Annotated in this window: 19 protein-coding genes and 3 pseudogenes; 9 read left to right on the forward strand and 13 right to left on the reverse strand. The window is 35.1% G+C overall.

Annotation, left to right across the window (positions count from 1 at the left end; genetic code table 11):
• The 3 genes from C7E02_RS08185 to C7E02_RS08195 are packed head-to-tail and all read right to left on the reverse strand — an operon-like array spanning nt 1 to nt 2,230.
• Entirely contained in the window at nt 1-906 is a 906-nt protein-coding gene (locus C7E02_RS08185; RefSeq protein ID WP_105309296.1) for a 4Fe-4S binding protein, read from the reverse strand.
• On the reverse strand, nt 899-1,051 hold the full coding sequence (locus C7E02_RS20075; protein WP_003426158.1) for a CD1871A family CXXC motif-containing protein: 153 nt from the start codon (nt 1,049-1,051) through the stop codon (nt 899-901). The genes C7E02_RS08185 and C7E02_RS20075 overlap by 8 nt, the downstream gene beginning before the upstream one ends.
• A gap of 21 nt (nt 1,052-1,072) precedes the next feature.
• Nucleotides 1,073-2,230 carry a TlpA family protein disulfide reductase gene (locus tag C7E02_RS08195; protein WP_105309297.1) on the reverse strand — a complete coding sequence of 386 codons (1,158 nt, stop codon included), beginning with the start codon at nt 2,228-2,230 and terminating at the stop codon, nt 1,073-1,075.
• Nucleotides 2,231-2,553: 323 nt separating this feature from the next.
• On the opposite strand from C7E02_RS08195, the pseudogene C7E02_RS08200 reads away from it, so the two are divergent.
• Nucleotides 2,554-2,730, forward strand: a pseudogene (locus C7E02_RS08200) (plasmid mobilization protein); the annotation flags it as partial.
• Here the strand turns inward: C7E02_RS08200 and C7E02_RS19715 are convergent.
• The 5 genes and pseudogenes from C7E02_RS19715 to C7E02_RS08220 all read right to left on the reverse strand — a co-directional run.
• Nucleotides 2,705-2,785, reverse strand: a pseudogene (locus tag C7E02_RS19715) (DNA-binding protein); the annotation flags it as partial. The pseudogenes C7E02_RS08200 and C7E02_RS19715 sit on opposite strands and share 26 nt — an antisense overlap.
• A 263-nt stretch (nt 2,786-3,048) precedes the next feature.
• Nucleotides 3,049-3,411 (reverse strand): GHKL domain-containing protein, encoded by a 363-nt coding sequence (locus C7E02_RS08205; protein WP_438368200.1) that lies wholly within the window; start codon nt 3,409-3,411, stop codon nt 3,049-3,051.
• Between the two features lie 76 nt (nt 3,412-3,487).
• Nucleotides 3,488-4,099 carry an iron-containing alcohol dehydrogenase gene (locus C7E02_RS08210; protein WP_105309299.1) on the reverse strand — a complete coding sequence of 204 codons (612 nt, stop codon included), beginning with the start codon at nt 4,097-4,099 and terminating at the stop codon, nt 3,488-3,490.
• 29 nt (nt 4,100-4,128) lie between these two features.
• Nucleotides 4,129-4,995, reverse strand: coding sequence for a metallophosphoesterase (locus C7E02_RS08215; protein ID WP_105309821.1), 867 nt, complete (start codon nt 4,993-4,995; stop codon nt 4,129-4,131).
• Between the two features lie 25 nt (nt 4,996-5,020).
• Nucleotides 5,021-5,353: a GntR family transcriptional regulator gene (locus C7E02_RS08220; protein WP_081472156.1), complete on the reverse strand. Its 333-nt coding sequence runs from the start codon at nt 5,351-5,353 to the stop codon at nt 5,021-5,023.
• 250 nt (nt 5,354-5,603) lie between these two features.
• Here C7E02_RS08220 and C7E02_RS08225 point away from each other — a divergent pair, with 250 nt between their 5' ends.
• The 6 genes and pseudogenes from C7E02_RS08225 to C7E02_RS08250 all read left to right on the forward strand — a co-directional run.
• The gene (locus C7E02_RS08225; protein WP_105309300.1) at nt 5,604-6,353 is read left to right on the forward strand and encodes an ABC transporter ATP-binding protein; all 750 of its coding nucleotides are present in this window, start codon (nt 5,604-5,606) and stop codon (nt 6,351-6,353) included.
• Nucleotides 6,354-6,366: 13 nt separating this feature from the next.
• A complete protein-coding gene (locus C7E02_RS08230) occupies nt 6,367-8,373 on the forward strand; it encodes an ABC transporter permease (RefSeq protein ID WP_105309301.1) in 2,007 nt (668 codons plus the stop codon).
• Between the two features lie 112 nt (nt 8,374-8,485).
• On the forward strand, nt 8,486-10,051 hold the full coding sequence (locus C7E02_RS08235; protein WP_105309302.1) for a sensor histidine kinase: 1,566 nt from the start codon (nt 8,486-8,488) through the stop codon (nt 10,049-10,051).
• Entirely contained in the window at nt 10,038-10,634 is a 597-nt protein-coding gene (locus C7E02_RS08240; protein WP_330406758.1) for a response regulator transcription factor, read from the forward strand. Before C7E02_RS08235 ends, C7E02_RS08240 begins: the two co-directional genes overlap by 14 nt.
• 175 nt (nt 10,635-10,809) lie before the next feature.
• Complete coding sequence (locus tag C7E02_RS08245) at nt 10,810-11,589, forward strand: ATP-binding protein (protein WP_105309822.1); 780 nt, start codon at nt 10,810-10,812, stop codon at nt 11,587-11,589.
• A 139-nt stretch (nt 11,590-11,728) separates the two neighbouring features.
• Nucleotides 11,729-12,307, forward strand: a pseudogene (locus C7E02_RS08250) (IS30 family transposase); the annotation flags it as partial.
• 206 nt (nt 12,308-12,513) lie between these two features.
• Here C7E02_RS08250 and C7E02_RS08255 read toward each other — a convergent pair.
• The 4 genes from C7E02_RS08255 to C7E02_RS08270 form a co-directional block, all read right to left on the reverse strand.
• A complete protein-coding gene (locus tag C7E02_RS08255) occupies nt 12,514-13,371 on the reverse strand; it encodes a Shedu immune nuclease family protein (protein ID WP_105309305.1) in 858 nt (285 codons plus the stop codon).
• Between the two features lie 15 nt (nt 13,372-13,386).
• Nucleotides 13,387-14,328, reverse strand: a complete 942-nt coding sequence (locus tag C7E02_RS08260) for a restriction endonuclease (RefSeq protein ID WP_105309306.1) — start codon at nt 14,326-14,328, stop codon at nt 13,387-13,389.
• A gap of 217 nt (nt 14,329-14,545) precedes the next feature.
• Complete coding sequence (locus C7E02_RS08265; protein ID WP_278336549.1) at nt 14,546-16,228, reverse strand: recombinase family protein; 1,683 nt, start codon at nt 16,226-16,228, stop codon at nt 14,546-14,548.
• Nucleotides 16,221-19,154 (reverse strand): TOTE conflict system archaeo-eukaryotic primase domain-containing protein, encoded by a 2,934-nt coding sequence (locus C7E02_RS08270; RefSeq protein ID WP_442873151.1) that lies wholly within the window; start codon nt 19,152-19,154, stop codon nt 16,221-16,223. The genes C7E02_RS08265 and C7E02_RS08270 overlap by 8 nt, the downstream gene beginning before the upstream one ends.
• Nucleotides 19,155-19,548: 394 nt before the next feature.
• Here C7E02_RS08270 and C7E02_RS19720 point away from each other — a divergent pair, with 394 nt between their 5' ends.
• Together C7E02_RS19720 and C7E02_RS08280 are read left to right on the forward strand one after the other, a co-directional pair.
• Nucleotides 19,549-19,734 carry a hypothetical protein gene (locus C7E02_RS19720; RefSeq protein WP_009245306.1) on the forward strand — a complete coding sequence of 62 codons (186 nt, stop codon included), beginning with the start codon at nt 19,549-19,551 and terminating at the stop codon, nt 19,732-19,734.
• Nucleotides 19,727-20,335, forward strand: a complete 609-nt coding sequence (locus C7E02_RS08280; RefSeq protein WP_055195104.1) for a hypothetical protein — start codon at nt 19,727-19,729, stop codon at nt 20,333-20,335. The genes C7E02_RS19720 and C7E02_RS08280 overlap by 8 nt, the downstream gene beginning before the upstream one ends.
• A 47-nt stretch (nt 20,336-20,382) precedes the next feature.
• Here C7E02_RS08280 and C7E02_RS20080 read toward each other — a convergent pair whose 3' ends face one another.
• On the reverse strand, nt 20,383-20,517 hold the full coding sequence (locus tag C7E02_RS20080; protein WP_004844681.1) for a hypothetical protein: 135 nt from the start codon (nt 20,515-20,517) through the stop codon (nt 20,383-20,385).
• Nucleotides 20,518-20,644: the final 127 nt, after the last annotated feature.

The following is a 20,644-nucleotide window of genomic DNA, read 5'->3' on the forward strand; positions in this document are numbered from 1 at the left end:
CTAATAAGCTCCTCTCTCTTTTTTTATTCCATAACTAATTGCATCCACTGGACAAGCATTTTTACATCGTCCACATCTGATACACTCCAGATGATTGCAATTCTCAACTGGATCTATATTCATTTGGCAAACTTTTTTACATTTTCCACAATTAATACACTTATCCTTATCCAATCTATATCTAAATATTGAAATAGGGTTAAAAATTGAGTAAATAGCTCCAAGTGGACATATATATTTACAAAAAGGTCTATATATAATTATAGAAAGTAACAAAGTAACTATTAGAATGATTCCTTTCCAATAATACAAGAAACCTATCGCACTTCTCATACTTTTATTTAATAAAACAAGTGGTAATCCTCCTTCCAGCATACCAATCGGACAAATAAGTTTACAAAAATACGGAGAACCCTGACCTAAAATATCAACCAAAAATAAAGGTAATATTATTACAAATACAAGTAATATTATGTATTTCAATTTTCTCAAATGTTTATCAAACTTAAATGTTTCAACTTTTTTAAAAAAGGGAATCTTGTGTAGCAAATCTTGAATCAATCCAAATGGACACAGCCATCCACAAACAAATCTTCCCACCAATGCTCCTATAAAAAACAAAATCCCAACTATATAATAACTAATCTTATATTTTGAATTTCCAATTACTGCCTGTAGTGATCCTATTGGACAAGAACCTTTTGCTCCCGGGCATGAATAACAATTCATACCTGGAACACAAATTTTCTTTAAATTCCCACCGTAGATTTTACCAGTCTTAAACCCTTCAAAGTAAGAATTAGTAATTAAAAACCAAACGAATTGAAATAAATGCCTAAAACGATCTCTTATTTTATATTTATCTTTTTTTGTACTACCATTTATAATATTTTTAATTCTATCCAATTCCAATACACTCCATGCAAATTCTTATCGCCTTATCCAAGACAACTTTAGTTTCTCCATTACTATGACCATAGTAAATCATCGCCATACTAATAAAGATAATTAATAAAGACAAGGCACGGCTTTTTAAAAACTTATTAACCATATACCAATCACCGCTTTACTTTTATTTATTTTTTATTTTTTCCAATTCTTTTTCAATTACCTGCTTCCATTCCTTTGCACTCTTTGCCCCAGAATAAGTATCACCTACAATATTTCCATTACTATCAACAAAGAAAGTCTCTGGCATAGCCTGTATACCATTCAATCTACCATTAAAGTTTGTCTTATCTGGCATTAAGAAAGGATATGAAGCCTTTGTCTTTTCATGTATTAACTTTGACTTTTCAATTGCTTCCTTGTTTTCACCGGTATCATCAACAGTATCTGTAACAACTCCAACGATATTTACACCCTTGCTTTTCATTTCATTCTGAACCTCCACCAAATCAGGAATTTCATTTACACAAGCTGTACACCAAGTTGCAAATACATTTACCATAGTAAGATCATACTTCTCAAAATCTTTACTTGTAAAATCCTTGCCATTTATGTCCTTTGTTGATAGTTTACGTAAATCTTTAACCGATTCTTTGTTAAATGCTTCTGTATTTTCTAAATCAGTTTTTTCTGATAGCACAAAACCATTTTCAGGACGTTCTTTTTTATCTATAATTTGAATCTCAGTTCTTTTCAATTCATCCAGAAGATTACTTTCAGCTCCGCTATTTGTGCTTAAATAGCAATCGTATTTTCCATCACTTGAAACTCCTATTTTAGTATGAGTATCACATTTTGTAATTTTAGATATTTTTTCTTCTGATGTATTTTTTTCGAATATACCAATAGTCCCAATTCTTTCAAGCTCATTTTGCCAATTTTTATATCCATCGCCCATCTTTTCTATAACTGCATTCTTTTGTTCTTCTGTCATTTTGTCAAATGTCAAAATAGCATACTTTAGTTCTTTATCTATAGGACTTTGATCATCTAACATCGCTATCTTTTTATCAGCTATATAATTTCTAAATTTGTCTGAGAGTTTAAATTTAAGTCCTAAATATTCATAAACATATTCTTTCTTTGCCTCCAATGTATAATCTGATGGCTTAAAAGTTTCATTTTTGCCATTTTCATTAATTGACATGCCTGCCTCTTCAGAACTTATGGATTGTCCTTCTTTAATTTTATTGTTTTCATTACTTTTTTGACACCCAACTGCGTTTAAGCTCAAACATGATGCAAGTAATAGGCATGCTCCTCTTGATACTATTTTTTTCATAAATTATTCCTCCTTTATTTTTTACACAATAGCATTTTATATCTACTTTCAATAACATTCTACACACCTTTTATGAAACGTTGATGAAATATAATTTTTTATTTTTCCAAACTATTGTATAATAATATAAATATTATGCTTAAAGTTGTTCTTACACGATTAGTATATGATCGATTAGTATATGAGCAAGCACAGTAAGTGTACGGACACTTACGGAAAAATTGATGAATCACCCCTTTGGGATCTACTTCTTTTTTTATCAATTTTTAGCTTGTTAGGGAGAACCCTAAGACCCCGAAATACACCTAAAGGAGGAAATACCTATGGCAAATAAAACACGAAACGAAAGACTTGAAATTAAACTAACTGAAGAAGAAAAGGCTCTTTTTGAAGAGAAAAGAAAACTTTCAAAGTGTAGAAATATGAGCCATTTTATTCGCAAATGCGTTTTGGAAAAGGAGATTTATCAGGTAGATTTAGAGCCTTTCCGGGATTTACAAGTCTTTCCATGCTGATAACCGCCTTAACAAAGTCCTTGTGATTATCATTTACCATATCAAAGCGTGTTATGGTATGGTTTTTGTCCTTGTATTTAACTTCATCACCGACAATAAAGTTCGGTCTTTCAAGACTTATTTTGTTTTATCTCTTGGATCCTTATTGTAATTTCCAACTAAAAGATAACCCTCCTTTTTTCTGACTTTGGCACTACTATAATCTAAAAAATTACAAAATTTTCATAAATGGTAAAAATGCCCCTTGAGGTGGCAAAAATAGACGAAATCGGTCGAAAAAAATAGTAAGACACCATCGCCTTACTATTTTTCATCTAGTTTCATATATAATAATATTTTCACTTGAAAGGATTTCTCCGCATGGCAGATCTCCATCTGACCATGATACTTTTCTACTACGAGTTTCACATTTTGTAATCCTATTCCATGTCCTTCTTTCCTGCTTTTCGTTGTCAGATAAATTCCATTCCGCACTTTTGATGTATCTTTTATGCTATTCTCAATCTGGATATTCATGATTCCTTTTCCATAATACATCTGAAACGATAATCTCCTTTCATCTGAAGCTACTGCCCCACGAATGGCATTATCCATAAGATTTCCCACTATTATACTTCCTTTGCTGCTCACAGAAGATGTAATTGTTGTAAGAACCATATCCGGCATCTGCTACTGGGTACTTCGGATAGAAGCCATATGTAGTATAAAACTTGTTCATTAATGGAATAAAACAATCCATGTCTTACTTATAAGATTCCTGATAAATTGTAACGCAATCTTCATTCGTAAGCTTGTACATATCGTTTTCAAAATTGATACCAAGTGTAACTCTTGCATTCTCTGCCATTTTAGGAAATTCTTCCGGTGTGATTCTGTAATCAGACATTGTCAGTTCTGCCACATTATAATCTTCCTGTAATTTTACAAGCATAGTAATAAAGTCTTCTGGCTTACTTGCATCTTCCATTCCCATTAGTTTTGCCATTTCAATGAAACGATCATCGCAGACATGTTTATTGATAAAAAAGCTGTAAAATGCTTTTGAGATCATAATCAGACCGGCACCATGCGGAAGTTTCTCATGATACGCAGAAAGCGCATGCTCAAGAGGATGTGCGCTGACACATGTTCCAACTGTCATCTGAATACCTGACAGATAGCTTCCAAATGCTACATTACTCATTGCCTCAATATTTTCAGGTTCACGGATTGATGTAACAAGATTACGGCTTACATTCTTAATTGCCTCTGCTGCAACCATTTTGCTGAATTCATTTCTATTTGCGGAAATATATCCTTCTGTAGAGTGGAATAAAGCATCAAATCCCTGATAAGCCTTGAATGCTGACGAAATCTTTCACTATTAAATACATTTACTTACTATCATTCTGCTATAAGCTCCAATAACACGATTTCTGGACGGTTATTAAATCGAATAGGGATAATACTATTGCCAAGTCCTCTGCAAACAATCATATTTGTGTCACCTTTCGTATATAAGCCTGCATCATATTGGGGAAACAAGCCTTGATTTGGAGCAACCAAACCACCAATAAATGGTAAACGAAACTGACCACCATGTGCGTGACCGCTTAAAACTAAATCGACACCACAAATTACATAGGCTTCAAACAATTCTGGGCGATGTGAAAGCAAAATAGTGTAATTGTCTTTATCTCCGATTAATCCCCGTAATTTCGTATCAACCATAGCAGGAACTTCTCCAAACATATTCCCTTTAAGCGTAAAACTTGGGTCGGAAAGTCCGATAAGCGTAATGTCATCTCCATTATATTCTAACTGCATTGCTTTATCTTCAAGGACAACTACACCAGTATTTTCAAGTTCTGCTTTAAGCTCATCATACTGTGACAAACTGGCTTCGTGATTGCCTGTTACATAATATGTGCCTGCAATTTGAGCAGCTTCTTTTGCAAAATCAAGGGCAACATCAATGTCCGTGTGTTCAGCATCAACTAAATCACCCGTTACTACTATGATGTTTGGCTTACATTCTGACAGTATTTGTAACAGTTCTGCATTATTTTCTCCGAATACCGCATTGTGCAAGTCGGATACTTGAGCTATTCGAAAACCATTAAATGCAGCGGGGATGCGATTACTTGAAACAGTCACCGTACTCACCATCAAAGCTGTATTACCCCAGATAGTCCAAATAATCAAAACAAGCAAAACAGCAATTAGTGTGCATACAGAAATCAAAGTTTTTTTAGATAATCGTTTTTTCATGGTGTTCTCTGTCCTTTTCATTCTACTACTGTAAATTAGTCCGTAGTTTCAATCTCTTAGAATAGTCTTGAATAAATCTTATTGCTTCATCTTTGGAAAATCCTAATGCAAACATATTATCGAAGTAAGAACAACAAAGTACCTTTGCAGTATCCTCTCGCTTCTTTGCTATGTACTGTTCATCTGTGGTAACAGAATATTGACCGTTTCGGTATGACACAATCAATTTATCATTACTCACAATCTTATAAGCCCTCATAACAGTATTCGGATTGATATGCAGTATCTTTGCCATTTCTCGAACAGATGGGATTTTTTCGCCTGCTGAAAGTTGTCCACTATAAATCGCACACCTTATTTTTTATAAGTTGCAAATAAATATGTTCCACATCGTGAAACACCCGTTCATCATAAATCATAGATTTTATCTCCTTTATCACACCAACAGACAATACGATTAAAAAAATTGCGTTCCAATATTTATTACCTTACCACAATGCCCTTGATTTTGAATGAGTAAATCACGCAAAAAAATTGCCTGATTTACTCATTCGCTTTTTGACCAGAAAAAGTACAATGAAACCATCAAACGAAAAGGGGATTAAAATATGGCAACATTATTAAAAGCAAATGAGGTAACAAAAATTTATGTCAAAGGGCAACGTCCAAGCCTAAATAAAGTATCTTTCAATGTAGCAGAAAGTGAATTTATCGCTATTATGGGTGCTTCTGGCTCTGGAAAGACTACATTGCTTAATGTTCTTTCCACTATTGATATCCCTACAAGTGGCAGCATTGTAATTAATGGTGTTAATTTAAAACAACTGAGCGACACAGGTGCAGCGGATTTCCGCAGGGATAATCTTGGATTTATTTTTCAGGAATACTTTTTACTTGACAGCCTTACCATCCGAGAAAACATCTCTGTTCCACTCACTTTACAAAAGCTTCCGCATAAAAAAATCGAAAAAATGGTGCGGAGTTTAGCAGAACGTTTTGGCATTGCATCTCAGTTAGACAAATATCCAAACGAGCTGTCTGGCGGGCAGAGGCAACGGGCATCGGCGGCAAGAGCCATTGTAAAACAGCCAAGTATTTTATTTGCTGATGAACCGACAGGAGCATTGGACTCAAACTCTGCTACCGAGTTATTAAAAACTTTGAAAGAAGCAAATGAAGAATTGCATACCACTATACTAATGGTCACACATGATGCATACGCTGCAAGTTTTGCTAACCGTATTCTGATTTTCAAAGACGGAAGCATTATACGCGAACTTCTTAAACAGGATGCCAATAGACGAACATTCTATGAAACCATTGCACAGGAAGTAGCCAAATTAGATACGGAAAGATAAGGGGGCAAAATTTATGAATAATTTATCAATGGCACTTAAAAATCTTAAAAAAAATTTTTCATTTTACGCCCTTTACCTGCTTTCTGTATCATTTGTAATTACTGTCTTTTTTGCATTTACTTCATTCTCAATGAATACAGTTATGCTTGAAAAGATATCTGGTAACGGGCGGGTTGAAATGATGTGTAACGTAATTTCTGTATTCCTAATGGCTTTTGTTGTTTTTTATATGTCATATTCCAACCGTTTCTTTTTACGTCGTCGAACAAAAGAACTTGGTGTTTACGCATTATTAGGATATAGAAAAACCACAGTGTTGTCATTGCTGACAACAGAGAATTTACTGGTTTGTTTTGGAGCGTTTATAGTAGGAATACTTCTCGGTAGTTTTTTTCATAAAGGCATTGTTTTTGGCATAACCAAGTTACTGGATTTATCTATCAATAATTCAAAAATACCCTTTTTCAATGTCAATGCCATTGCAAAAACAGCTTGCTTTATTTTTGCTATCGTGATTGTATTGATGCTGTCTAACAGCAGGTTTCTTTTCAAGACATCGCTTATGGGATTAGTTAGATTTGAAAAAAGTGCTGAACAAAAAATGGAATTCCATGCTGTTCCCGCCATCATTGGCTTTTGCTGCATTATTTTGGGGTATGTTCTTGCATTGGATATCCTCAGAGGAGATAAATCTGTTTGGTTTTCGATTGGTTATGCCCCCATTGCCATGCTGACACTTGTACTCGTAGTTGTGGGAACAATACTTTTTATTTCATCCTTTCTTCCTTTTGTAGTACATATAAGCAAAAACAACAAACGGAAGTTTTATACAGAAACAAAAATAATTACTTCCCCAAATTTCATATACCGTATGCGTTCAAACTCTAAGACTTTAATCATGCTTACACTGTTATCCGCAGCAACGCTTACCGTCTCCAGCGTTATGGCTTTATCTTTATACTATCCAATAGCTGCTGTGTCACGTATGGCACCGTCAGAAATTGAATGTAGAATTGAAAATGAAAGCGAAATAGATGCAATCAAACAAATTGTAAATGAGCATTCGTCCAAAAATGATGTTTCATTCCTGCAAACGAATATTTATAAAGTTACATCTACTTCCGAACAAGTTCCTTTGGAATATAGTGCAGGAAGCTCTAAAGGTGATTCAGATAACGAAAAAATTCTGCGAAATGCAGGGTTTGAATGTATCTCTTATTCAAACTATATAGCTCTCTTAGAAGCGCAAGGAAAAAAAAGGGCTTTAGAACAAATTGGCGAGCTACACGATAGTGAGTGTATTTTAGTAAAATACCAACCAGCTTCAGACAATGACGAAACGGGTAATGTTTATCCTTTGCTTATAGGTAATGAAGAAATTTCTGTAACAGTCATCGCAACTACTTTAGATAATCCCATTTCATTTGCAAATAGCATTGGTACTTTGATTGTAAGTGACGACTTATATGATGTAATAGCAGAAGAAATTAGCCCCGAAACGGAAGTCCTAAGTATAAATGGGCAGTCAATCAAAGATAATGAAGCTCTGTTTCTTGATTTATCCGAATATTTAAATGATAGTCCTTATTTACAGGGAAACTCGCATAGGATACATGAGATATTTTCCCTAAGCAGTTCAACCTTCTTACTGCTTGGATTTCTTGTAATCTTGTTTTTTATCGCAACTGGAAGCATATTATATTTTAATAATCTTTCTGCCATAAGCGATTCGAAGGCTGATTATGAAATCTTAAGAAAAATGGGATACACAGACAGAACGGTGAAAAAAATAATAAAGAAGCAGACAATATCTTTTTTTAGTATTCCGTTTTTATTCGGGTTGGTAGACTGTGTCTTTGCAACATTAGTATACAGGACAGCCCTTATGCAGAACATTCTGAAAGAAAGCCTTATTCTGTATATTCCTACGTTTATCGCTATTCTGCTTACATTTATAATTTATATGATATATTACTGTATGACTGTCCATACTTGCTGTAAAACAGTTCTAAAGAAATAAAAAGCTATATGAAATCATCGAGTTTTATAGCTCGGCGATTTCGTACACTTTATTTGTTCACAGAGAGATAGTATAATTTAATGAGAAAATAGTAGTAGGAAGGAGGCAAAACATGAATCAAACAATTTTAAAGCTACTGCTTTTTATAAATTCTATTTTACTCATTGCATATATGGGGTTGACCGCTCATGCAGATTTTCATTTAAACACCAGAGGTGTCATTCCCTTATTTTTATCGTCTTTGCTGCTAATAGATGTTACTTATGTAAGTTCCTGCAACATTAGGGAAAATAAAACTATTTCCCTATTTTGTGGTTTATTAGCATTAGAAAGTTGGTATATACTCTTAGCTGCTTCGGGCAACTCCATCACAAACACTATTTTTTTCGCTTTAAGCCCGGTAATATGGTGTGTTTCCATTAAATTCATACTAATGTTTTTGTTCCAAAACAGCGGATACAAATATCAGAAATTAATTAATCTCTGCCTGACGGGAACTTGTATTTTTGCTCTTATTGGCGTATTGGTGTCAAGTAAAATATTTTTCCTTCTCTATTTCATACAATTTATGGCAAGCTGGCTGTGTTTTATTTTTACAGTGATATATCATAGAAAAAGAGTTGCTTTTGTTTTTAAGTCAGAATGGAGGCATATCATTTTCTCCCTTATAGCAGTTATAGTTTTATTCCTTACTTATTATTTTTCAACAATGAGAGTTCCCGAACATCTTTCAAATTTTGGTGTATATATTCCTATACTATTGTTTTGGGTAAGCATCCACGGTATCATACTGAAAGAACAAAACAGCCTTCCATTATCTGCCGTATTCAGTAATCGCCAATTAATATTACTTATTTTTTCAGGAGTAATTATTTTTAGTTTAATAGCAATAATCTTAAATGGTGGATATTCTTTGCTTTTTATTATGCTGGATGCCCTGTTTGCGTTTTTATATGTTTGTAATATTGCTTTGGATTTCAATTTTAAGAAAGGGCAAAATAAGATAATCAGGGAAAGCAAATACCATGTTGCACTACAACAATTACAACGGGAAGAACAATTAAATCTTGAATTTGCAAACTTTCTCCACGATGATATTCTTCAAGACCTGCTTTCTGTAAAAAATATGATGAAAAAAGCAGACCGCCCTGAAGTACAGAAAATTATCACGGAAACTCTCAATAATATGAATACTTATATTCGTGAGCAAATGCAGGATTACCATCCTACGTTGCTTCCAAAACTTACTATAAAGGAAAACTACCAAAACTTGCTTGATGGTATTTCGCAATCTTTTCCGAATCGTAATATCTGTGTCTCCTTTGATTGTTCAGACTCCTTATTTCTGGTTGAGCCATACAATATCTTTGTGTACCGCCTGCTGAAGGAACTTGTCACGAATGTTTACAAACATTCGACAGGGGAAAAAGCATGGATAACCCTTACGCAGGATAATGGGATTATAATACTGAGTGTGAGTGACAATGGAACTGTTGATGCAGATGTTCTCTCATCTGCTGACAGGTTAAAACATCGAGGACTTGCAATGATTACGGAACGAGTGAATGACATGGATGGCTCTGTAACTATATCGAATAACCATCCACATGGGATTTGCGTACAAACGATATTGCCGATGAAAGGAGATGTTTCTTATCAACATTTTGTTAGTAGATGACCATGCTTTATTTTCTAAAAGTTTAGAGATTGCATTGTCAGATTATTCAGAAATTGACGCCTTTGATAGTATCAATGATGTTTCTCAATTAGACAATTTTATTGTATCTAAGAAACCAGACATCATCCTTATGGATATAAACTTGAAGAATATATCTTCTGAGGATGGTCTGGAATTAGCCAAACAAATACTAAGTTGCTATCCAGAACAAAGGGTTGTAATTCTGTCTGGTTATAATTTGCCTGTATATCGAAGTGAAGCAAGAAAAATAGGCGCAAAAGGATTTGTTAATAAAAATATTGAACCTGAAAAGCTCATATCTATTCTTTCTAAAATAATGCAGGGGATACTTTATTTTGACAGAGAAATTCCATTCATAGAAGGATTGACCGATAGTGAGAAACAAATTATACAGCTTATAGCAGAGGGACAAAAGCGAAAAGACATATCAAGCACACTTTATATTAGTGAACGTACCTTATCAAATCATTTGCAGCATATATTTGAAAAACTTGATGTTGCATCAGCGGTTGAAGCCGTGACAAAAGCTATTCAACTCGGATACATCCCGCCAATATGTTAATTAAGAGCCGATGAGCTTGTGAAACAGTTTACAAGGTCATCGGCTCTATTTAGTTACACGAAACCATACCTCTAATAACAAGAGATTATATATCTCATTATAAGAGATTTTACATCGTTTAATTGGAAGCTACATCTCTGTAAAATATAAGAGTAACATTTTCAGAGTGACAGAAATGAATGATACACTGATTGAACGGATTCAGGCAGATGCTGCTGCTCTGGATATAAAAATAACAGCACAGGAGATTGCTTTATATCTTTCTGACAAGAAAGTTCCACCGGAGCACCTAGAGGCCATAAAAAGATTCATAGCTTTTCTCAGAAAAAATCAGCGAGATAAAGCAATAAGCGCACTATTGCAGCACAGCCGTATTCCACAGAAAGAGCCAAGTACATTCGATGATTTCAGCAGAGTGACTGGCGAGCATGCAGCGCAGATAAGAAATCTTCCGAATCTGACAGCGCTATACTCAAGACAGAATATAGCTTTTATCGGTCCTCCGGGTGTTGGAAAAACGCATTTATCAATGGCATATGGTAATGCCTGTTGCCAAAAAGGATTAAAAGCTTATTTCATAAAAGCCACAGAACGGAATGAAAAATTCACAAAGGCCCGAAGAACAGGCACTGAAAGCAGTGCAATATCCGGGCTTGTCAGACCATCATGTCTGATTATCGATGAAATCGGCAGAAGCATCTTCGACATGGAAAACACCCGTCTGTTTTTCGATATGATTGACCGAAGATGCAGTAAGGAAGGCCCAAACTGCATGATTTTCACCAGTAACCTAACACCAAATAAGTGGAGGGACTTCTTTCGAGAAGAGGATTCATTACTCTGTGCGTTAGATAGGACTTTTGATGCTGCCACCGTTTATCTCATGAAAGGTGAAAGCTATCGAGGTCGTAACCTGAAAACTTATTCGATAGAAATCAGTGATCCTACCGAATAATTGTCGATAATTAATTAGACAAGCAGGTTCATTGGCTATTTCTAATGAGCTCGGATTGGTTGTTTCTACTGGACTCTGAGTGGTCGATTCCTCCGGGCTCTAACAGTAGTCTTTACCTTGTCCACAGAAAACGCAAAAACGCGAAAAAATAGCGCGTAGAAAAGTATCATTAAACAATAGTGTCTGTCAGTCAATTGAAGATAGAGATAAGGCTATTCTTGACCGTGATAACTATGGGCATTGGGAAATGGACACGGTTGTTTCGGGACGTGGTGGCAAAGGAGTGTTATTAGTATTTACTGAACGTATGACACGGGAAGAAGAGATATATAAGATTAACTCTAAATCTATGCATGATGTAACTAATTGCATTAATCAGATTGAACAGGCTATTGGTTTAAAAAAATTCAGACAACGGTATAAGACAATTACTTGCGATAATGGCGTTGAGTTTCTTGATGCAGACGGTATTGTTTCATCTGTTCATGAAGATGCAAAAAGAACAGAACTTTATTATTGCCACCCTTATAGAAGTTGCGAAAGAGGTAGCAACGAAAACGCCAACAAGCTTATAAGGCGTTGGATTCCAAAAGGGGCAAATATTTCAATCTATACAGATGATTATATTAAGCATGTACAAGAATGGATAAACAACTATCCTCGAAAGTTATTTAACGGGTTATCAAGTAATCAATATCGAGCAGAATTAACTTTATAAAAGTTCATACGTGTGAACTTTGTTCGCAGAAAAAGCACGGGAAAGCCAAAACTTTCCTCGTGCTTGCTTTCCGTGCGCTAGCATGGTCAAAATGCACAATTTATATTTCTTCCTGACATTTAGTTTTTGTGCATTTTTGCATTAATTTTCTAATTTTCTATTGACTTTTCCAAGTGGGGTAAGAAATTTCCCCCATCTTCCCTTGATTATTTGTTATTTTTTGCTTCGGCAAGTAAAACAGCTTTTGTCAATGGATTAGTTGTCCTTTCAGCCAAAGATGCCACATCATACTTGTCATTATAACTTAACGCCCTTCCACTTAACCAAATATCTATTTGATAATCCTGTTCTTTTAAAATTTCAATATCTCTTTCTGAAATTTGCAAATATTCTGGTTTCAAATACGCAAACAGACTAGTGGAAATTTCTTGCTTTGGTAATTTCTTTATTTTGAATCCTTGTTCTTTCCAAGTAGATAATATTATCTTTTCTCCATTATAAGGTACTGATTCACATTGTGAAACAAGACTATCATATGTCATCACACGAATATCATTATCAGACTTTTCCGCAAACATTGCTCTTCGCTTTTCTGAATTATCTTTTTCAGCATTTCTTCCAATAACTAATACATATTTAAACCTTACAGAATTCTCGTTTAGAGGAACTCTTAATTTATCTATTTGATGAAGAATTGCTTCTCTATTTTTATTGACATATGCCTTCCAAGATGTAATCTGATCATATGCATGATTAAACTCTGAGTGAAAATAAATATTTTCCTTATCATTTGTAAAAATCTTCTTTTTTGCATCTTCCAATTCAACTAATACAAATTCCCAATAATCAGAACTCTTAGTTAAATATGCAAAATCCGTCACAAATTCATTACCCAACTTAAATTTGGAAATCACACAATTCATATGCAAATAATGATTTAGCAAAAAAGGCATTGGTATGAATATAGTATTTTCCTCAAGAAATTCCTGTATCTGATTTTCTGTATTACCGTTCTTCTCTATAACATCAAAATATTGTTCAAGCAATTCTTCTTCTAACTTCATCAAACTCCCATCTCCTTACTGCCGGATAACTTTATCAGCCAAATTTGTAGAATCAACATATATTCTCCCCATTGTTTGAGCCGCCTTAATTTTGTTATCAAGCATTTCTCTCAGGGTGTACATTCCTTCTGTAATTGGAACTAAATCCCCACCGTCTACCAAAATAGTCCTAAGTGCCTTTCCTGTTGTCAGAGCTTGTACGGAATCAGGCGAAAAACCATTTACAGAAATAAATACTCCTCTTCCATACATCTTCCCTTCTACTTTTGCTGCAAACTGATACAAGCTATCAGATGCACTCCATTTATCATGCCACTTAGCTTCTATTATGTAATGCTCTCCATCATACTTTATTGAGCCATCAATCTGTTCTCCTACAATTTTAAACGGTTCTGTAACTTCTATACCCTCATTTAAAAATAATTTTTTTAGGAATTTCTCAAACAAATATCCTCTTCTCTGTGCATTTATTTCTTTTCCGTTCTGATCTTTTCCACTAAATAAATTTAAGAAGATCTCTTTTAATTCATTTATACTAATGCTGATATCTTTCCGCTTTCTTTCCTGTTCTTCTTGTCTTTGTCTTTCCTGCTTTATTTTGTAATCCCGAATTTCTTGAAGTTGTTTTAAATGGCTGATATTTCTTTTTGCTTCGCTCTCACTCAGTTTGTTCAATTTCTGAAAATAATAAGGATCGAAATAATTCCATTCCGTTAGTTCCTTTAACATACACCTAAATTGTCCTATTCCCGAATCACTTCTTTTTTCTAAATTAGTAAAAATTTTATCTACAATTTCAGCCCTATGCAATTCTTTATATTCACTTTCCGGCATCAATTCCCTTGAGGTACAACCAACTTTTTTCATAAAATCGACTATATCTTTTTTCGGCCAAAAAATAGACAAAATGCATCCTTTCATGCAATCCATTATATCTTTAGGAAATGTAGTACCCATTGAAATCTATCGCCTCCCTACTTGTTCTTCTTTTTTTATTCAACTCCTCATACCCCATGATGCAAAACAACTTTTGCTAAAAAATATCCTTTCGCCAAAATGTATATCTCCTGTTCCAAAAAGCCTATCCCCTGGGGTAAATCTCCGGTTATATCATCACTCTACGGAAACAGAAACACACATCTATTTTATTTCCAAAATAGCGAAATCCTTTGATTTATTGGGCTTTTCTCGACAGAAGGCAGACTGTCTCAACGGTACTTTCATTGTCCCAACAAAGTTCCTGTGTCTCTCTGTCTCCAAAATACACCGGAAAACGGAACTTTATGTGCTTCAGGAATCTGCCATCTGGCTGCTCCTGCTCGTAAATGTCCACCTGTTCCACAAAGCTGTTAAGAAATTCTTTCTTCTCCAGGTCGGTGAACTTATCATATAGTTTATCAAAATACAAAAGAAATTGATAGACGTTTTCTTCTGATATTTTCTGTTGCCGGATATTCAACAGGCGGTTCTTGACTTCCTCTATACTGTTCTCCACGCCTTCAATTTCATCATACAGACGATATAAGCGTGTCTCCATATCCTGATATTTCTTTTCATAAAATTTATCCATAATATCTAGGCTGTCCATCTGCTGTCCAAGTCTTCCTTTTGCTCCGGTCAGCTGCCTGTGCTGTTTTTCCAGTCCTTCAATTTCTTTTTCTATTTCTTCTGTATCTATTCTTGAACCGATTTTATTCAGAATTGCTTCTTCAAATTTCGGATTCTTCACCAGCTTCCGAATAACTTCTTCCACTGCATTGTTAATCTTCTCCTCACTCCATTGTTTACGATATCCACATTTATGACCATCTACCAGGCGACGGTGTTTGCACGCATAATAGAAATAATCCTTATATAAGGTTCCGTCTTTCTTTTTCTTTCGATTCACGTTCCCATACATACCGCTTCCACATAACGGGCATCTCAATATTCCAGATAAGATATGCTCATGATCGAGACTATGTGTCTTTTCATATTTCACACCTGTTTTTTCCCGTTTTTGATGAGCCAGCTCCCAGTCTGTTTCCGAAATAATCCCTTCATGGATACCATCGTGCAGCATATAATTTTCCTGCTTTACAATGCGATATTCATTTCTTGTACCAGAAACTTTCTCGTTTTTCCTTCGTCCATAAACCAGCTTTCCACAGTATACCGGATTATCCAGAACGCCTTTTATAAATGATGCGGCAAATGCGTCCAGTGTATTATTCTGTCGTTTTTTCTTTTTATATCCATGCTGGTTCAGCCATGCAGCAATCGCAGAGATTCCCATATTGGTATGAATAAATTTATCATAGATCAGACGAATAATCTCTGCTTCGTCCTCTGCGATCTGCAATTCTCCATTTACCAATTCATAGCCATATGGAGCAAATCCACCGTTCCATTTTCCTTCCCTGGCTTTCTGCTTACGTCCCTCCATTGTCTGAACAAGGATATTCTCTCGTTCAATCTCTGCCACCGCAGACAGAACAGAAATCATCAGCTTTCCACTATCTTTTGAGCTGTCAATTCCATCTTCAACACAGATCAGATTCACTCCAAAATCCTGCATCCGCTGAAAAGAATTTAAAACATCTGCCACATTACGACCAAATCTGGAAAGCTTGAACACCAGTACAAACTGCACCTCATCTGTGCCATTCTCAATATTATCCAACATTCTCTGAAATTCCGGTCTGCCCTCTACGCTCTTTCCAGATTTACCTTCATCGGAATACTCATTTACGATTTCCATGTTCTGAAATTCCGCATATCTCTTGAGTTTTTCTTTCTGAGCATCCAGACTGTAGCCATCTACCTGCATGGTTGTGGATACTCTGGTATAGGTATCACATTTTATCTTTTTATTCACTTTTCCTCCTCTCCTCAGAATATCCCAAAGCAATTTCCAACAATTCCGTTGCAACTTGTGAATTTCTGATACGCATTAAGTTATCCCAGACATCAGCTTTTCCAAGTAGATTCATCCCGCCATGCCATACTATTTCATCATCAATAATAGCAAAACATTCTTCTACTTCTGTTCTTGTTATCACATTTATTCCTACCAATTGCATTGTTCTGATTAATTCATAACATACATCCGATTTTCCATAAGTAATATCTTCCGGATCTGTTGTAATAACTGTAACCTTTACCCCTACTTCCTGTCTCTTCTTTATTAGTAATAGAAATCTGTCAATTTTATCCTGTCTGATATCCGGACTGGAAATTACCACCATTTTTTCTGACTCTACAATATCTTGCTCAAATTTTTCGGTATAATTTACAGAATCAAATATTGCATTTATTATTTGTTTAGTTTGCAACTCTTGCGTCCAGATTGAAAATCCCATCTTCCTGTACGTTCTCAATCTTTTTGCATACATTTTATCAAAATAACGCACATGAGAATCAATATAATCATACACATAAACGGCTTCTTTTCCGACATAATCTCTGTTTAATCTACCTACATACTGTTCCAGGCGTCCTTCAAAAGATACAGGTGCTGCAAGCATTAATACATCCAGTCTTGGAAAATCAAACCCTTCTCCTATTTTCTGACCAGTTGCCACCAAAATAAGCGATTCATTTTCAGGTATCTGCTTTAATTTTACTCTTATTTCAGTATTTTCCTTATCCGAATTATCCCCATATAGAAGGAATACATGATCTGCTTTTTCCTTTAAGGCATCATGTAAAAATTTTGCATGTTCTTTAAATCTTGTTAAAATTACAGGAGTTTGTTTTCTTGCAACACAAGTTATAACATCATCTATAATCATTTCATTGCGCACCTTACTGGTGCTAATCAAATTATATGCTTTATTAATATTATCCTTGCTTTCTGCAGTATCAACTACTCTTGTGTATCTTGGGACAAAATAATGTCCAATCCCTTGCTCCTTAGCCCTCTCCAACGCAGTAAATCTATGTCTCAAAGGTCCCAGCAGCATATAGATAATCCGATCAAGACTGTCACCACGTTTAGGTGTAGCAGAAACACCATATACGTATTTTGCATTTATTTTCTGCAATAATTCCATAGATGTGTTAGAAGCTGCGTGATGACATTCATCCATAATTACCATTCCGTAAGAATTAATCCGTTCATTAAATTTTCCTCTGCTGTACATTGAACCAACCATTGCAACATCTATGATCCCTGTCAATGTATTTTTATTTCCGTGCAAAACGCCTATCACACTATTCCTTTTTTTCTTTCTTCCTGTTTTTGTTTCATATTCCGGTGGTTCTTCTCTTATCTCTAAGAAATGATTCAATTCATCAATCCACTGATTAAGCAAATCTTTACTTTGCAGCAAAATGAGCGTATTTACTTTTCGCTCTGCAATAAGATAACTACATACTACAGTCTTTCCAAATGCAGTTGCCGCACTCAAAACCCCATCTGAATGTGATAATAATTTTTCTGCTGCTAATTCCTGTTGCATTCGCAGATCACCTTTAAAAGATACTCTGATAGGTTGTCCTGTTTCTCTTTGATCTGAAACATCAACTGAAATGCCTGCTTTTTCACATTCCTGTATAACATTTTCACGCAGTCCTCTCGGAATCTGTATATATCCATCTATATCCCTGCCTAAATATACGGCACTGAAATTATAATAATTAGAATATCCCAGCCTTTTATTTTTGTAAAATTCCGGATTATCAAATGCCGCCAAACTACGAATCTGATTTTGTATTCTTGGCATAAGATTCAGAGTATCTATATAAACTCCATTGCCCAATACCATGTGAAGCTTGCCCACAACATCTGAATTACAAAACTCACATTTCTTCTTCCATGGTTTCGGTCTGACATTCTTCTCAACATTAGCAAGCATTCCTCTGACTTCTGCTAATTCTCCTTGCCATTTTGCCATGCATTGTTCAACATCTTCTATTCCCAGCTTTCTTGTTTTATTAAAAAGAGCATCCCATTGATCAGGATATGCATTCCAATTTTCATCTACAAAAGCACTATTTCCATTTTTAAGTGCCTGCCCCTGTAATGGCAATGCAATCAAATTACCTATGCTGCTTGCCACATCCTGCGAAGGATACATTCTATCATAATAATGAAACGATTTCAGATTGATGGAAGTTGAACCCTTGTCTAATAAGAGAAATCCAAAATTCCTTGCTGTTTCCGCAGGTATTGCCTTTTTAAAGAAAATCCATACATGGGCACCTTTTCCAGATCGAGATCTCTCAACTAAAGGTCTGATACCATTAAGCTCACACATTTTTCTAAGCGCATCCACTTCTTTATGCCACTCATTATCCGTATTTGCAAAGTCCGTAACCTCTGCTCCTTTTTCGTGATTATCAAAATCAAATACAATAAATCTGCATGTACCATTTGGCAGTAAAGGATATACACCTATTACATCTGATCCATCTTCTTTTGTGCCTAACAAATGATCAATTATTTTTTTAACATCCAAACTAATCCATTTGGTATTTTCACATTCATCACACAATACCTTCTCTTTACGTTGTTTAGGGCAAAGCCGGTCATTCCAACGATTCGCACATTGTGGAAAATAGCCCCCGTTCTTTCCTCTTCTGGCATATACATCTTCTCTTCCCCAAAACATCGAAAAGAAACGTATTGCCATTTTCTCTGTAATATACGGTGGATTTACAATACGATTCCCTTGATCCAGGTCATATTCTTCTGCACTTTCTATTTTTTCTTCAAAAGGATTCACCTCTTCATAGGAAATGCCTGCTTTCTTCAATTTATCTTTTAATATCTTGTTCTCATATTCAAGCAGCCTAACCATCTTTCTCAATGAATCCGCATCATATGCTTCTATGTTCAAACCTTCCACCTACAATTCTTATTATCTCGTAACATAACTTCCATTTAATGTCCCAACTTAATTTTAGTACTTGTTCCAACTATTTTCAATACTTATTTTCTGTATTGACGCATTTCTTCGCCAATCGTATAATTAAGTTAGATACAGAGCATTTCTGTTATCAAAATATTGCCCGCCCACCATTGGCGACTTATAAATGATTGGCTCGAAAATATTGTTCGCTTACCGGAAGCGTCTAATAAATGTCCGGCTTGAAAATTATTTAGAAATAATTTCTGTTTTTGATATTGTGTTTTTATCACACATTGCATATACTATAAATACACAAAAAAGCCAAAAAAGAGGAGGTGTTAGTATGGCTACTTCAAGTATTACTCATAATTTTGTCGTATCCAATCCAAATAGCATAAAGCGTTTTGTCGCAGCAATTGACGAAGCCGACCGTGACCGCACACCAAAGCAGACACTTCCCGGACGTCAGTTAACGAACCCACAGGAAATCTTAGCTTTAATGTCAAAAAGGAAGAAAAAACATGTCTGATAAATATTTTACCGTTAATATTCGGGCATATTTGGATAAAGACGAACCGACATATATCGGAGAGGAAAGTCTTTACGACTTACTCTCCGATTTTTCTTGTCCCAAAAATCCCGATGTGGAATACTTTTTATTACATAATGCGATTGAGTTTACCAAAAAAGATCAATCTATCACTTATCTGGTATTTGATGCTGAAGATGCTTCACTGGTTGGTTATTTTTCACTTACAGTAAAACCAATCTCTGTCCGTGCTTCAAATATCAGCAAGACAATGGCAAAAAAGCTGTCCCGTGTCAGTATTTTGGATGAAGAAACACAATCCTATACTACCGCAGCTTACCTGATTGCCCAGTTGGGAAAGAACTATTCTCTTCCAAAGAATAAACGAATCCCTGGAAATATTCTACTGGGATTTGCACTGGAAACCATATCCAGTCTCAAATATTCCGTAGGCGGCGTTATGGAGTTTCTTGAATGCGAAGATAATGAATTTCTTCTGAGCTTTTATACACAGAATCATTTCAAGCCATTTGATACTCGTATTACCGCTTCCCAGAATAATGAGTCACACACTCTGCATCAGCTTTTAAAATTTATTTGATTTAAAAATACATGAAAAAAGCGACAGTCTGATTTACATTTTGTATTTCAGGAAACTGCCGCTTCTTTTTCTTCCTTATTCTGTTTTTCTTCCTCCAACTCCCGGAGGACTTCTTCGCCGTACTTATCAATCATCCGTACCAGAAAATCAATGCACCGCTCAAATTCAATATTCTGTTGCATAAGCTCCTCCCGTTATTGTTTGTTCTGAGCTTATTTTACAGAACCTGCCTGAAAACCACATTGAATAGAAATTGATTGTAAATTGACACAATCACTTTAAAAATATCCGTATTTTCTTGAATCGAAT

Source organism: Dorea sp. Marseille-P4042 (assembly GCF_900290215.1).
GTDB classification, from domain to species: domain Bacteria; phylum Bacillota; class Clostridia; order Lachnospirales; family Lachnospiraceae; genus Dorea; species Dorea formicigenerans.